This is a genomic window from Streptosporangium sp. NBC_01639 (assembly GCF_045209755.1).
Lineage (GTDB): Bacteria > Actinomycetota > Actinomycetes > Streptosporangiales > Streptosporangiaceae > Streptosporangium.
In genome coordinates this window covers 371,134-385,323 of record NZ_CP109272.1, presented here as the reverse complement: position 1 = coordinate 385,323, position 14,190 = coordinate 371,134, and the positions used below count along the sequence as shown (strand labels likewise).

Sequence of the window (14,190 nt, the reverse complement as noted above, 5' to 3'; positions counted from 1 at the left end):
GGAGGTAACGATGGCGATCGCGACGGTCAACCCCACCACGGGTGAGACGCTGAAGACTTTCGAGCCGCTGGACGAGCACGAGGTGGAGGAGCGGATCGCGCTCGCCGCCACGGAGTTCGCGACCTACCGGGCCACCGACGTCAAACAGCGCGCGGCCTGGATGCAGAGTGCCGCGAGCCTGCTCGAGTCCGAGCAGGAGCAGGTGGCCCGGCTGATGACCACGGAGATGGGGAAGACCCTGGTCTCGGCCCGCAGCGAGGTGGCCAAATGCGTGAAGGGGATGAGGTACTACGCCGAGCACGCCGAGGAGTTCCTGGCCGACGAGCCGGCGGACGGGCCCGCGGTGGGCGCGCGGCGGGCATACGCGCGGTACCAGCCGCTGGGGCCGGTGCTCGCGGTGATGCCGTGGAACTTCCCCCTGTGGCAGGCGATCAGGTTCGCCGCGCCGGCGCTGATGGCCGGCAACGTGGGGCTGCTCAAGCATGCCTCGAACGTGCCGCAGACCGCGCTCTACCTGGGTGAGCTGTTCGCCAGGGCGGGCTTCCCCGATGGCTGCTTCCAGACCCTGCTGATCGGGTCCGGCCAGGTCGAGGCGGTGCTCCGGGACCACCGGGTGGTGGCGGCGACCCTGACCGGATCCGAGCCGGCCGGCCGGTCGGTGGCGTCGATCGCCGGGAGCGAGGTCAAGAGGACCGTCCTGGAGCTGGGAGGCTCGGACCCTTACGTCGTGATGCCGTCCGCAGACCTGGACGCCGCCGTCGCCACCGCGGTCACCGCGCGGGTGCAGAACAACGGTCAGTCCTGCATAGCGGCCAAGCGGTTCATCGTGCACACCGACGTGTACGACGACTTCACCGCCCGGTTCGTGGCACGGATGGAGGCGCTGCGGGTCGGAGATCCGCAGGACGAGTCGACCGACGTGGGCCCCCTGGCCACCGAGCAGGGCCGCGACGATCTGGAGATGCTGGTGGCCGACGCGGTCGGGCGTGGCGCGCACGTGCTCTGCGGGGGATTCATCCCCGACCGGCCGGGCTGGTTCTACCAGCCGACCGTGATCACCGACATCACGCCGGAGATGCGGATCTTCATGGAGGAGGTGTTCGGCCCGGCGGCCTCGCTGTACCGGGTCGCCGACATCGACGAGGCGCTCGCGCTGGCCAACGTCACTGACTTCGGGCTCGGCTCCAACGCCTGGACCACCGACGAGATCGAGCAGGAGCGCTTCGTCGCCGACCTGGAGGCCGGGGCGGTCTTCATCAACGGCATGGTCACCTCCTCTCCCGAGCTGCCGTTCGGCGGCGTCAAGAACTCGGGCTACGGACGCGAGCTGTCCGCGCACGGCATCCGCGAGTTCTGCAACATCAAGACCGTCTGGATCGGCTGACCCGCTGCCCGCCGTACCGCGGCGGGGGCGCCCGGAGCGGTACGGCGAGCAGCCGAGGTCGAGCGGACCGGCCCGCCAGGGGAAGTGCCCAGGGGGTCGCGGGCCGGTCCGGGATCAGGGGGTGGAGCGGCGCAGCGCGACCGTGTCCTGAAGCACCTTGACCGGGTCCTGGCCGTCGATCAGCAGGCGGCGCATGAGCACCGCGACCTCGCGCATCCTCTCCGGACCGAGGCCGCGGCGGGTCGCCTCCTGGGTGCCGATCCGCAGACCCCGCATGGGCTCGCCCGGAGCTTGGTCGGGCAGGCCGATCGCGCTGAGGTAGACGCCGCCCTCGGCCAGCAGCCGGGCCGCGTCGTCCCCGCCGCCGAACGCGGCGGCGTCCACCGCCACGTGGTGGGAGGCCGTCCAGCCCAGGTGGGACGCCGCCACGGCGAAGCCCTCGCCCTCCAGAGCCGCGGCCAGCGCCTGGGCGCCGGCGATGCAGCGGTCGGCGTAGGCGGGACCGCCGGCGGCGTGCTCGGCGGCGGTGACGGCCAGCGGAGCCAGCCGGGAGGCGTCGTAGTTCGCGGTCAGCCCCGGATACGCGGCGGCGGACACCCGGCGCGCGAGGTCCTCGTCGCGGGTCACGATGGCCGCTCCGGGCGGTCCGCCGAAGGACTTGTAGGTCGACATGGTCAGCAGGTGCGCGCCCTCGTCCAGCGGCTGCTGGAACCGGCCGCCCGCGATCAGCCCGGCCATGTGGGAGGCGTCGTAGATCAGGATCGTCCCCACCTCGTCACACGCCGCCCGGACCCGGGCGACGTCGTGCGGGAAGAGCATCAGGCTCGCACCGATCACCACCAGGGCGGGCCGGTGCTCCCGCAGGAAGGACGGCAGCGCGTCGTCGTCGAGGGCGAACCGCCCGGCGTCGTAGGGCAGATCGACCACCCGCAGGCCCCGGATTCCGGCCGCGCCCTGGGAGTGGTGGCTGGCGTGGCCGCCGGCGGCCTCCGGCAGCACCGCGATCGTGTCGCCCGGCCGGGCGAAGGCGGTGTAGCAGGCGAGGTTGGCCAGTGTCGCACTCTGCAGTCTGACCTCGGCGAACGTGCCGCCCATCAGTGCCGCGACCTGAAGGGGGGCCAGCACCTCCAGCACGTCCAGCTCGTCCAGGCCGGTCTGGAACTTCTCGCCGGGCCAGCCCATGGACGGGCGGCTGCCCAGGGAGATCTCGTGCGCGGCGCGGGCCCGCTCGCTCATCGTGTTGGTGCCCGCGTACAGCACGATGCCGTCCTCGTCGAGGCGCCCCCGGTGCTCGGCCAGCACCGCGTCCACCAGGCGGGTGACCTCCGCAAGGCCCAGCCCACCCAGTTCCGACTCCAGTTCCATCAGGCGTCGCTGTGCCCGGGGCGGGGCCCAGGGGGCGACTCGGCTGCGCTCTTCCACGGCGGTTCCTTCCGGAATGGGGATGGGTGTGACGCTACGGCTCAGGTCGGCACCCGTCATCGGCGCCCAGGTGAAGACCCTTCCTACATCTGTAGGATTCCCGGGTGATCGTGCATGATGTCCAGAACCTCCTCGACTCGCTGGCCGTGACCGTCGGGCGTGGCATGGCCGTGGACGACCTCGAGGGCAGGGTCGTCGCGCACAGCGTCCACCACGGCGAGGTCGACCAGGTCCGGGCCCGGGCCATCCTGTCCAGGTCCGTCCCCGCCGAGGTCGCCGCCTGGCAGGAGGCGCACGGGGTGGCCACGGTCCATGAGCCGATCAGGGTTCCGGCCAACCCGGCGCTGGGGATGGCCGCCCGGCTCTGCGTGCCGCTGCTCCACCGGGGCAGGCGCGTCGGCTCCCTCTGGGTCATCGAAGGCCACGGCCCGCTGAGCCCGGAGGAGGAGACCAGGACCGTGCACGACGCCGTGGCCATCGCCGCCCTGCTCGACGGCGGCGGAGGCTCGCACACCCTGCACCGGCTGCTCGGCGGGGAGATCACCGTACGGCGGGCGGCCGACGTGCTCGGTGAGGGGGCGATACGCGTTCTGGCCGTGCGCGCCGGCCGGGCGGGCCTGGAGGAGGCGGTCGGCGACGAACTCGCCCGGATGCGACGTCCTCCGGCCTTCACCGTCCTGGAGCGGCATGCCGTGGTCCTGCTCAACGGCGGTGAGGACGCGCGGGCACTGGGGGAGTCGCTGGCCGCCAGGACCCATGGTCGGGTGGGGGCCAGCGCCCTGCACCCCGGCCTCGAGTCGGCCCGGGAGGCCCTTGGGGAAGCGGTCGCCTCAGCCCGGGCCGCCGCGGCCGAACCGGCGCTCGGGCCGGTCGCCTGCTGGCCCGACCTGGGCGTCTACCGGCTGCTCGCCGAGCCCGATGCCGCCCTGCTCGGCGCGTTGCGTGCGCATCCGGCGCTCGTGGACACGCTGGAGACCTATCTGGACCGCGGGGGAGACGCGCAGCAGACGGCGCGGCTGCTGCATCTGCATCGCACCAGCCTCTACTACCGGCTGGCCAGGATCGAGGAGCTGACCGGGCGAAGTCTGAAGGACGGATCCCACAGGTTAGAACTCCATCTCGCGTTGAAGCTCGCCCGCTGGAATGCGGTTAGAAACGGATAATTCGGGCACGGCTTCGCCGTGTTGCAGCTGATCAGCGGGATCGTCGCCATCGTGGTCGTTCTGGGGCTCGCCGGCCTGGCGATGCTCGTCATCTCCGTGGTCGTCCTCGTCGTGCTCGGCGCGTTGGCTCTGACGACCCTCCGGGAGCAGGATAGGAGCAGGACTTCCAGGAGGTAGACGGTGCGGCAGCTCAGTGCGGTGGACACGCAGTTCTTGAACTTCGAGACCTCGACGAACGTGGCCAACATCGGCGGGCTGGCCATCCTCGCCGGCCGGCTGACCCGTGCCGACCTGCTCTCCCTTCTGGCCAGGCGGCTGCACCTGGCGGCGCCCCTCCGGCGCCGGCTCGTCTCGGTGCCGTTCGGCCTGGACCACCCGTACTGGACCGAGGAGGGCAGGATCGACCTCGACTACCACGTGCGGGAGATCGCGTTGCCCGAGCCGGGGACCGACGACCAGCTCGGTGAGCAGGTGGCGCGGCTGCACGCCCGTCTCCTGGACCGGCGCCGCCCGCTCTGGGAGATGTATCTGGTCCACGGCCTGGCCGGCGGCCGGACGGCCCTCTACATGAAGGTCCACCACGCCGCGATCGACGGAGTCACCGGCGCCGGCGTTCTCGCCGCCCTGCTGGACACCTCTCCCGAGCCCGCCGAGGCCGCGATGGCGCCCGACGAGGAGCCCGAGGAGCGGATCGACATGCAGGAGATGATCGTCAGAGGTGTGGCCAACGTGGTCCTCAACCCGGCGAACACGGTGCGGTTCCTGGTCAACGCGGTCCCTCACCTTGACGAGATCCCGGTGCTCTCACAACTGCCCGGGGCCGGGACGGTCTCCCAGATCACCCGGGACCTGGCCAACCGCCTGTCGGGCGGTGCCGCGGTGCCCGCGATGCCCCGCATGGCCGTTCCCCGAACGCCGTTCAGCGGTCGCATCACCGGCCACCGCCGCTTCGCCTTCGTCGCGCTGCCGCTGGAGGACGTCAAACAGGTCAAGAACGCCTTCGGCGTCACGGTGAACGACGTGGTGATGACGGTGTGCGCGGGAGCGCTGCGGCAGTGGCTGCTCAAGCACGACGCACTGCCGGATCAGCCGCTCGTCGCGGGGGTCCCCTTCTCGCTGCGCACTCCCGGTGACGAGGACGAGGGCAACCAGGTCACCATGATGATCACCACTTTGGCCACCCAGATCGCCGATCCGGTGGAACGGCTGTTCGCGGTGCGGGACGCGATGGAGCTGATCAAAGACCGCTCCTCACTGGCCCCGGCGCGCTGGATCCAGGAGGTCAGCGACATGATGCCCTCGGCCCTGACCGGCCTGGCCGCCCGGGCGGCCTTCAACCTTCTCGCGGGCACCGCGGGACCGATCAATGTGGTGATCTCCAACGTCCCGGGCCCGCAGCTCCCGCTCTATGTGAGCGGCGCCCGGCTGCTCGCCTACCACCCGGTCTCGGTGATCAGCGACGTCAGCGGGGGGCTCAACATCACCGCCTTCTCCTACGACGGCTCACTTGACGTGGGCGTGATCGCCTGCAGAGAGATGGTCCCCGACGTGTGGATCGTCACCGACTATCTCCGGGAGGCCCTCTCCGAGCTCAAGCTCCTCATTGAGCAGGAGTGACATCCCCGGCGCGTTCTTGACGAAGCGCAGCTTCTTCTCCAGGCAGACGATCGAGCCCCGCTCATGCCGGTTGACGAAGCGGATGTCGTCGGCCAGGGCCTTCATGATGAGCAGGCCGCGACCGTGTTCGGAGGTCGAGGGAGGCGACGGACGTGCTCCCGCGAAGTCGAACCCGTTGCCCGCATCCACCACCTTGATGACGCAACGGTCCTGACTGAGCTCGGTGCGCACCATGTAGTCGTCGCTGGGGGTGGCGTGCTGTATCACGTTGGAACACGCCTCCGAGAGCATGAGCTGGATGTCCTCGCGGATCTGTGGTTCCACACCCAGGGCACCGAGCGACGCATCCAGTAGTTGCCTGATGACGGGAACACTCGCGGCGTCACGCGGCAGACGCAAGGCGATCGTGGCCTCCACAGCTCCTCCTTCGGCAGATGACCTCTAGAGCCCTGCCCCGCCCTGATGGTTCTAACCGAACGGCAGCAGCAGGAGCCCCCGGTGCCGTGTCAGGGGCCGGCCTGCGGCGGGACGGGTGCCGGACGGAGCAGATCCGCGAGATGTGACAGCCGGGAGTACGGCATGGGCCGCCGGCCGCTCATCCGGGCATGGCGGCGAGGTGGGCGACGGCGGCGGCGAAGGCATCGGGGTTGTCGAGCATGATGTTGTGGCCGGAGTCCGGAATCTCGACCACTTCGACGCCCGCCGCGCGCAGTCCCGCCGCGTCGTGCGGCGGAGCCGCGTCCGGGTGCAGGTAAGCCCGGGGGATGGACATCCGCACCAGCATCTCGCGCATGGTTGGCACCGTCGCCCTGGCCAGGCTCGCGGCGGTGCGGTACAGGCCTACCGGGTCGGCCAGGCGCATCGTGGACCACCAGTGTTCGCCCACGCGGTCGCGCACCTCCTGCCGGCCGTACGCCAGGAACTCCTCCTCGGTGTAACCGGCGATGCCGCTGCCGGCGGGGTTGCCGGGTAGGGGCGGGCGGGGGTCGAGGTTGCCGTCGACGATGATCAGGCGGGCCACCAGCCCGGGATGGCGGGCCGCGAGCACGATGGCGACCGCGCCGCCCATGCTGTGGCCGATCACGTCAACGCCGGCGACACCGGCCTGGCGGAGTGCGTCGGCGAGGGTGTCGGCGTGCTCCTCGAGCGTGTAGCCGAAGTCGGCGGGATGGTCGCTGACGCCGAACCCGAGCAGGTCGACCATGAGCGAGCGGCGCCCGGCCAGCAGCGGGCGGGTGGCGACGCCGGCGAAGTACGGCGCGGCGCAGGCGCCGAGGCCGTGGATGTAGACGCGGGCGGGGCCGACGCCGAACAGTTCGGTCCAACGGATCTTGGCGCCGCTCGGGTGGACGATCGCGGTGTGCATGACAGCCTCCTGATGTATCGAAGGCAAGGTATATCGTTGTCGATGTATATCGCAAGCGAGATATAGTGAGGCCATGCTGGAGCTGGCGATACTCGGATTCCTGTATGACCGGCCGTCGTACGGGTACGACCTGCGCGGACGGGCGGCGGCGTTGCTGGGACACGTGCGTCCGGTAGCGGACGGGACGCTCTATCCGGCCATCAAGCGGATGGAGTCGGCGGGGTGGCTGGTGCGCCAGGACGAGCCGGGCGTGGCCGCGGCACCCCGGCGGATGCTCCACCTGACCGATGCGGGGCGGGCGGAGCTGCGGCGGCGGCTGCGGGAGCCCGGAGACCTGGAGATCAGCGACGAGAACAAGTGGTTCGTGTTGCTGGCGTTCCTGCGCCACCTGGACGATCCCGCGGCGCAGGCGAAGGTGCTGCGGCGCCGGATGGAGTTCCTCGCCCAGCCGAGCAGCTTCTTCTACGAAGGGGATCGACCGGTGCGGGCCGAGGAGTTCGGCGATCCGTTCCGGCGGGGGCTGCTGTCCATCGCCAGGGCCACCAGCCTGGCGGAGCTGACATGGCTGCGGGAGACCCTCGGCTCGCTGGAGGCCTGGTCAGGCCGCACCCCGACCTGACACCTGGTGTCTCCTCGTTTTCTGCCCTCCGATGTTCCGCGAGTCCCGGCTAGCCGGCGAAGGCGTCCATGGCGGCCTGGCAGAAGGCCTTGAGGTCGTCGGGCTTGCGGCTGGTGACCAGGGTGTTCGGCCCCGAGGTGCAGATCACGACCTCCCGGTCCGCCCAGTCCGCCCCGGCGTTGCGCAGGTCGGTCCGGAGGCTGGGCCAGGAGGTGAGCTTCCTGCCGCGCACCACGTCGGCCTCGATCAGGGTCCAGGGCGCGTGGCAGATGGCCGCCACGGGCTTGCCCGCGTCGAAGAACTCCTTCGCGAACCGGACGGCGCCGGGCACGGTGCGCAGGAGGTCGGGGTTGGCGACCCCGCCGGGGAGCACGAGCCCGTCGAAGTCGGCCACCGACACCTCGTCCACCGTCGCGTCCACCGGGAACCGGTCGGCCTTGTCGAGGTGGTTGAACGCCTGGACCTCACCGGCCTTGGTGGAGACGAGCTTGGGCGTGCCCCCCGCCTGCTTGACGGCCTGCCATGGTTCGGTGAGCTCGACCTGCTCGATGCCCTCCGGGGCGACGAGGAACGCGATCGTCTTGTCGTTGAGCATGGCTTCCCCTTCCGACGTGCGGCGATGGCTTCAAGGGGGGCTGATGCCCGGAGCATCCGCATCTATGCGAAGGCAGCCGATTCCAGGACGAACCTATGCCAGTGGCGGCCGTTCAAGAACGAACCTTGCGCCTCCGCAGACCTGCCGCGATGAGCCGGGCGAGGAGCTCGCGCGACGACACGGCCTCGGCGCCCAGCGCGACCGCCCGGTCATAGACGGTCTCGGGGACGTCGTAGTGGTCGCGGTCGAACGCCCGGGGCGGCACCCCCAGCAGCGCGGCGAAGGCGTGCAGCTCCTCCGTCGAGCTGTCGCTGACCAGATGCGACCAGAGCAGGCCACGGGGACCCGGCCAGTTCGGCGGGTCGATGAGGACGCTCACCGCTGGGCGAGTTCGAGCGCGACCTCCAGGGCCGCCGCCCTGCGCTCGTCGTCGGTGATCGTGTCGTCTCTGAGCATGAACCAGCTCACGTGCAGGGCGAACAGGGCCATCGAGTTCTTCAGCCGGAGGGCCGCGGGGTCGTCCGGGTCGACCAGGAAGGCGAACAGGTCCAACATCCGGTCGCGGTTCTTCTCCATCGCCGGATGGTGTTTCAGCGCGGCCTGGTTGCGCTCGAAGAACCTCATGATCTCGTGGTGCCGCCCCCGGTGCAGGTCGTCGGAGTAGCGGCGGATCAGCTCGCGGCGGGTCTCGTCGGTGCGCGGCTGGGCCTGGGCCCAGGTGATCAGCTCCTCGATGGCGTGCACCCGGTTCTCCGTCAGGCTGGTGACGATCTCCTCTTTGCTCTTGAAGTGGTAGTAGAGGGCGGCTTTGGTCACGCCGAGGGCCTCCGCTATCTCCCGGAGCGAGGTCCCCTCGTAGCCCTGCTCGATGAAGAGCTTCAGGGCGATCTCCTGGATGCGGGTCCGAGTGTCGGCGTTTTCCCTCATGGTTCCCTTTGCAGCGAAATCAACTTGACGGCCGGTAAGTGATCGGCCTACATTCCCAGCATATCCGACACTAGCCGGTCGGCAAGTAAGCAAGATTTCTCAAGGGGGATACGGAAGTGAAGGAGACCGCAGTCGCACCGGGGCGGCGGCGTGAGGTCATGGTAGTGCTACCGGGGCTGATGCTCGCGATGGTGCTCGCCATGCTCGACAACATGATCGTCGGTACGGCGATGCCCCGCATCGTCGGTGAGCTCGGCGGGCTGACCCACCTGTCCTGGGTGGTGACCGCCTACGTGCTCGGCACCACTGTTTCCACCCCGATCTGGGGCAAGATCGGAGACCTGTACGGCAGGAAGAACATCTTCCTCGCTTCCATCGTCATCTTCATGATCGGGTCCGTGCTCTGCGGCATGGCCGGGTCCGAGATGCTGGGCGGTCCCAGCGACGGCATGACCCAGCTCATCGCCTTCCGCGCTCTCCAGGGGCTCGGCGCCGGCGGCCTGATGGTCAACGCGATGGCGATCATCGGTGACCTCGTCCCGCCCCGCGAGCGCGGCCAGTACCAGGGCATCATGGCCGCCGTGATGTCGCTGGCCATGATCGCCGGTCCCCTCGTCGGTGGCTTCATCACCGACCACCTCGACTGGCGCTGGGCCTTCTATGTGAACCTGCCCGTCGGCTTCCTCGCGCTGGCCCTGCTGGCGGTCAAGCTGAAGCTGCCCAAGTACCGCACCGAGCACCGCATCGACTGGCTCGGCGCCGCCCTGCTCTCCGTCGGCATCACCGCGCTCGTCCTCATCACGACCTGGGGCGGTAACGACTACGAATGGGGCTCCTGGCAGATCCTCGGCCTGGCCGCGCTCGCCGTCGTCACGCTGGCGCTGTTCATCCCGGTGGAGCGCCGCGCCGCCGAGCCGATCATGCCGCTCAACGTGTTCCGCAACCGCAACTTCAGCCTGATCTCGGGCGTCGGCTTCCTGCTGGGCTTCGCGATGTTCGGCGCGATCAACTTCCTGCCGCTGTTCCAGCAGACCGTCCAGGGGGCCTCGGCCACCAACTCCGGTCTGCTGCTGCTGCCGATGATGGGCGCGGCCATGGTCGTCTCGCTCTTCGTCGGTCAGGCCATCACCAAGACCGGCAAGTACAAGCTCTACCCGGTCCTCGGTGGCGTGATCATGGCGGTCGGCATGTGGCTGCTGTCCACGATGGACGTCAACACACCCTCCTGGCAGACCGGCGTGTTCATCGCGGTGCTCGGTCTCGGCATGGGCTTCCTGATGCAGACCACCATGCTGATCGCGCAGAACAGCGTGGAGCAGAAGGACCTGGGCGTCGCCAGCAGCGCCTCCACCTTCTTCCGTTCCATCGGAGGATCGTTCGGCGTCTCGCTGTTCGGCGCGATCTTCAACAACCAGCTCACCGCCAACCTGACCAGCAAGCTCGGGGCACAGGGAGAGAAGCTCGCCTCCAGCGGCGGCCAGTTCAACCCGGCGGCCCTGCACGAGCTGCCCCCCCAGGTGCGTACCGGCTTCCTGGAGTCACTGGCCTCGTCCATCTCCGGCGTGTTCTGGTGGGCGATCCTGTTCGCCGTCCTGGTGCCGCTGCTGGCCGCCTTCGTCCAGGAGATCCCGCTGCGCGGCGCTCCCGAGCAGAGCGGTGACGCCGACACCCCGGCCCCGGCCCCGGTCTTCGACTGAACCGCAAGTAATGCACTGGCGAGATCCAAGTCCCGCCGGACAGACTTGGTCCATGGAGCCAACCGCCACCGCCGCCGGGTACACCACCCGGCGGCCTCTGGCCGACGACGCGCATGACATCCACGGGCTGATCTCCCTCTGTGACACGCAGGTGATCGGCAAGGCGGACATGACCCTGGACGACGTCGCCGACGAGTTGGGCGATCCCTCCTTCGACAGGGAGACCGACGGCTGGGTGGTCCACGACGGGGCCGGGCGCCTGGTCGCCTGGGCCTGGGCCTGCCGCAAGGGCAGCAGCGACAACGTGGACATCGACGTGGTCGTGCACCCCGACGCCCCCGAACTGATCGGCCCGCTCTGGGACACCGTGACCGAGCGGGCCGGCCTGCTCGCCGCCGGGCTCGGCCACGACAGGGCCGTGGTGGACATCGGCCTGTACCGGCAGGACAGCGGCAAGCGCGCCGTCGCCGCCGCCCGCGGGTTCACCGCGGCGACGAGCTTCGTCCGCCTCCTCGCCGACCACGAGGCTCCGCTCTCCGAGCCCGTCCCGCCACCCGGCGTCTCGCTCCACCAGGGGCTCACCGAGGAGGTGCGCCGCCAGGGGCACGCCGTCCAGCAGGCCGGGTTCGCCGAGCACTTCGGCTTCACCCCCAAGGACTACGACGAGTGGTACGGGGAGCTGGACGCCTCCGCCAGCGGCGACTGGTCGCAGCTGGCGGTCGCCCGGATCGACGGCGAGCCGGCGGCGATGCTGCTGGGCACCAACGCCTTCGCCAAGGACGAGAACTGCGGCTACGTCCGCCAGTTGGCCGTGCTGCCGGCCTTCCGGGGGCAGGGGCTCGGCCGGTTCATGCTGCGCAGGGCCTTCGCCGACGACGCCCGGCGCGGCCGGGTGGGCACCTACCTCCACGTGGACGCCAACAACAGCACGCCCGCGCTGGACCTGTACCTGTCGGTGGGCATGCGCCAGGTGCTGGCCATCGACGTCTGGCGCCGGACCATCTGACCCCTTCCCGGTACGGCCGCACGCCGGCCGTACCGGGAAAACTCATCTCCGGCGCAGCAGCGGCAACGCGCACGCCCCGGTGGCCAGCGCCGTGACCGCCAGCGCCAGGCCGGTGCCGGTGGCCGAACCCAGCTCCAGGTACAGCGTGCCGAACGTGGCGACCCCCACGACCTGACCGAGCTGGGTCACCATGACGAACAGTCCGCTGGTGTCGGCGGCGTCCTCAGGCACGACATGGGTGAGCGCCACCGCGAGCACCGGGCTGAACGCCCCACCCAGGCCGAACCCGATCACCACCAGGGAGACCGTGAGAAACGGCTGGCCGTGCCCGCCGCCGCCCAGCGCCAGTGACAGGCCCAGATAACCCAGGGCGGCCACTCCGTAAGAGGCGACGATCATACGGCGGTGCAGGCGCGCGGGGATCCGACGCCAGTTGAGACTGGCCACGGCGAACGCCGCCGCACTCGGGACGAACGTCAGACCCGCCCGCAGGGGACTGTCGCCCAGTGCGCCCTGCAGGTGCAGGGCGAGAGCGAACAGGAATCCGCCATAGGTCGTCATCACTCCGAAGACGGCCAGCGCGGACGGGACCACCCCCGGAGCCCGCAGCACCCGCGCGGGCACCAGCGGTGCGACGGCCCTCCGCTGGACCAGCACGAAGACCCCCGCCAACGCCGCGCTCGCGGCCATCGCGGCCCAGCCCCACAGCGGCCAGTCCTGCTCATGGCCCAGCACCAGCGGCACCACCAGCAGACTGACGGCCAGTGAGAGTGTGACCAGGCCCGGCAGGTCCAGCGGGCGGTGGCGTGGGGGACCGCCGGCCGGCAGCAGCTTCGCGCCCACAACGAGCAGGCCGAGCCCGATCGGCACGTTCACCAGGAACACCGGCCGCCATGCCGTGCCGTACAGGTCGGCGGAGACCAGCACGCCGCCCAGCACCTGGCCGGCCACCGCCCCTCCCGAGATCACCGTCGCGTAGAGACTGAGCGCGCGGGCCCGCGCGGCCCCCTCGAAGTTCGTCTGGATCATGCTCAGCACCTGCGGCACCATCAGAGCCGCTCCCGCGCCCTGGAGCAGCCGGAAGGCGATGAGCTGCCCGGAGGAGGCGGCCAGGCCACAGGCGAGGGACGCGGCGGTGAAGCCCGCCAGGCCGTACAGGAACAGGCGGCGGCCGCCGTACCGGCCACCCAGCCGGGCACCGGTGACCAGCAGCATGGCGTAGACGATGGTGTAACCAGAGACGATCATCTGGAGCCCCGAGCCGGACGCGCCGAGGTCGGAACGGATCACGGGGGAGGCGACGTTGACGATGGAGACGTCGAGGATCGCCATGAACTGTCCGGTCAGGATCACCGTCAGCAGCCATGGGGTGCGGAGGGCGGCCGGAGCCGGAGGGGATGTCACGGTCATGGAGCCGACTGTGGGGCCGGGCCGATACCGGTAACGAGAGCCTGCCGATCCTGGTACCGACAGCACCTGGCAGAAGGTCCGCCGGTAGACCAGCATGGAAAGGTGACCATGACCCACCCGCGTGCCCGCCGTGCCGAGCTCGCGTCCTTCCTCCGCAGCCGCCGGGACCGCATCACCCCGGCCGACGTGGGCCTGCCACCGGGGCTGCGCCGCCGCACCCCCGGCCTGCGACGCGAGGAGGTCGCCCTGCTCGCCGGGGTCGGCGTCACCTGGTACACCTGGCTGGAGCAGGGACGGCCGATCAACGCCAGCGTGCAGGTGCTCGACGCGATCTCCCGGACGCTCGGGCTGGACGAGGCCGAGCGCGAGCACCTCTACCGGCTCGCCGACGTGCCGGCGGTGACCGACTCCGAGACCTGCGGCGTGCTGGAGCCCGAGACCCGGCTCATCCTGGACCAGCTCGGCCCGCTGCCCGCCGCCGTCTACAACGGCCGCTACGACCTGCTGGCCTGGAACGACACCTATGCCGCACTGTTTCCGGTCCTGGTGGCGCAGCCCCGGGCCACCCGCAACGCCCTCTGGCAGCTCTTCCTCGCGAAAGACTGCTGCACCCCGATGCTCAACCGCGCCGAGGAACTGCCGCAGATGGTGGCCACCCTCCGGGCCGGCTTCGGACGGCATCTGCGCGAGCCCGTCTGGACCGACTTCGTCCGGCGGCTGTCGGCCGTCAGCCCGGAGTTCGCGCGCCTGTGGGCCACCCACGACGTGGCCAGGCCCGGGAGCCGCATGAAGATCTTCCAGCACTCCGCCGCCGGGCAGGTCCGCATGGTCTCCACCAGCATGGCGCTGTCCTCTCCGGCGGAGACCCGGATGGTGGTCTACACGCCGATGGACGAGGAGAGCCGCGAGCGCATCGTCTGGATCAGGGCCCACCCGGAGGCGCCGGCGGTGCGCGTCCACACCCACTGAGCGGGCCGCCCGGGG

At 70.4% G+C, this 14,190-nt stretch carries 15 protein-coding genes; 8 read left to right on the top strand and 7 right to left on the bottom strand.

All coding sequences use genetic code 11. The annotated features are described in order from the left end of the window. Positions 1-10: 10 nt before the first annotated feature. The gene (locus tag OHA77_RS01820; RefSeq protein ID WP_406315632.1) at positions 11-1,384 is read left to right on the top strand and encodes an NADP-dependent succinic semialdehyde dehydrogenase; all 1,374 of its coding nucleotides are present in this window, start codon (positions 11-13) and stop codon (positions 1,382-1,384) included. Between the two features lie 114 nt (positions 1,385-1,498). Here the strand turns inward: OHA77_RS01820 and glyA are convergent, their stop codons facing one another. Further along, a complete protein-coding gene (glyA, locus tag OHA77_RS01815; RefSeq protein ID WP_406315630.1) occupies positions 1,499-2,806 on the bottom strand; it encodes a serine hydroxymethyltransferase in 1,308 nt (435 codons plus the stop codon). Positions 2,807-2,910: 104 nt separating this feature from the next. Here glyA and OHA77_RS01810 point away from each other — a divergent pair, with 104 nt between their 5' ends. From OHA77_RS01810 to OHA77_RS01800, 3 genes are read left to right on the top strand one after another with little or no spacing between them, the layout of a single operon-like run. Continuing rightward, entirely contained in the window at positions 2,911-3,969 is a 1,059-nt protein-coding gene (locus tag OHA77_RS01810; RefSeq protein WP_406315628.1) for a PucR family transcriptional regulator, read from the top strand. 18 nt (positions 3,970-3,987) lie between these two features. Continuing rightward, positions 3,988-4,146: a hypothetical protein gene (locus OHA77_RS01805; protein WP_406315627.1), complete on the top strand. Its 159-nt coding sequence runs from the start codon at positions 3,988-3,990 to the stop codon at positions 4,144-4,146. Positions 4,147-4,149: 3 nt separating this feature from the next. Continuing rightward, entirely contained in the window at positions 4,150-5,586 is a 1,437-nt protein-coding gene (locus OHA77_RS01800) for a WS/DGAT/MGAT family O-acyltransferase (protein WP_406315625.1), read from the top strand. On the opposite strand, the gene OHA77_RS01795 is transcribed toward OHA77_RS01800, so the two are convergent. After that, complete coding sequence (locus tag OHA77_RS01795) at positions 5,473-6,003, bottom strand: ATP-binding protein (RefSeq protein ID WP_406315623.1); 531 nt, start codon at positions 6,001-6,003, stop codon at positions 5,473-5,475. The two genes, OHA77_RS01800 and OHA77_RS01795, sit on opposite strands and share 114 nt — an antisense overlap. Positions 6,004-6,181: 178 nt before the next feature. After that, complete coding sequence (locus OHA77_RS01790) at positions 6,182-6,952, bottom strand: alpha/beta fold hydrolase (RefSeq protein ID WP_406315621.1); 771 nt, start codon at positions 6,950-6,952, stop codon at positions 6,182-6,184. A gap of 73 nt (positions 6,953-7,025) precedes the next feature. Between OHA77_RS01790 and OHA77_RS01785 the strand changes: the two genes are divergently transcribed. Next, positions 7,026-7,571 carry a PadR family transcriptional regulator gene (locus tag OHA77_RS01785; RefSeq protein ID WP_406315619.1) on the top strand — a complete coding sequence of 182 codons (546 nt, stop codon included), beginning with the start codon at positions 7,026-7,028 and terminating at the stop codon, positions 7,569-7,571. Positions 7,572-7,620: 49 nt separating this feature from the next. Here the strand turns inward: OHA77_RS01785 and OHA77_RS01780 are convergent, their stop codons facing one another. The 3 genes from OHA77_RS01780 to OHA77_RS01770 all read right to left on the bottom strand — a co-directional run bounded on the left by OHA77_RS01780 (position 7,621) and on the right by OHA77_RS01770 (position 9,093). Continuing rightward, positions 7,621-8,166, bottom strand: a complete 546-nt coding sequence (locus tag OHA77_RS01780) for a type 1 glutamine amidotransferase domain-containing protein (RefSeq protein ID WP_406315618.1) — start codon at positions 8,164-8,166, stop codon at positions 7,621-7,623. A gap of 112 nt (positions 8,167-8,278) precedes the next feature. Beyond that, on the bottom strand, positions 8,279-8,545 hold the full coding sequence (locus tag OHA77_RS01775) for a DUF4031 domain-containing protein (RefSeq protein WP_406315616.1): 267 nt from the start codon (positions 8,543-8,545) through the stop codon (positions 8,279-8,281). Next, entirely contained in the window at positions 8,542-9,093 is a 552-nt protein-coding gene (locus OHA77_RS01770) for a helix-turn-helix domain-containing protein (RefSeq protein WP_326822431.1), read from the bottom strand. The genes OHA77_RS01775 and OHA77_RS01770 overlap by 4 nt, the downstream gene beginning before the upstream one ends. A gap of 116 nt (positions 9,094-9,209) precedes the next feature. Between OHA77_RS01770 and OHA77_RS01765 the strand changes: the two genes are divergently transcribed. Together OHA77_RS01765 and OHA77_RS01760 are read left to right on the top strand one after the other, a co-directional pair. After that, positions 9,210-10,790 (top strand): MDR family MFS transporter, encoded by a 1,581-nt coding sequence (locus OHA77_RS01765; RefSeq protein ID WP_326822432.1) that lies wholly within the window; start codon positions 9,210-9,212, stop codon positions 10,788-10,790. 52 nt (positions 10,791-10,842) lie between these two features. Further along, positions 10,843-11,796, top strand: coding sequence for a GNAT family N-acetyltransferase (locus OHA77_RS01760; RefSeq protein WP_406315613.1), 954 nt, complete (start codon positions 10,843-10,845; stop codon positions 11,794-11,796). A 42-nt stretch (positions 11,797-11,838) separates the two neighbouring features. On the opposite strand, the gene OHA77_RS01755 is transcribed toward OHA77_RS01760, so the two are convergent. Continuing rightward, positions 11,839-13,206, bottom strand: a complete 1,368-nt coding sequence (locus OHA77_RS01755; RefSeq protein WP_406315611.1) for an MFS transporter — start codon at positions 13,204-13,206, stop codon at positions 11,839-11,841. 108 nt (positions 13,207-13,314) lie between these two features. Here OHA77_RS01755 and OHA77_RS01750 point away from each other — a divergent pair, with 108 nt between their 5' ends. Then, the gene (locus OHA77_RS01750; protein WP_406319748.1) at positions 13,315-14,175 is read left to right on the top strand and encodes a helix-turn-helix transcriptional regulator; all 861 of its coding nucleotides are present in this window, start codon (positions 13,315-13,317) and stop codon (positions 14,173-14,175) included. The last annotated feature ends 15 nt before the right edge of the window (positions 14,176-14,190 follow it).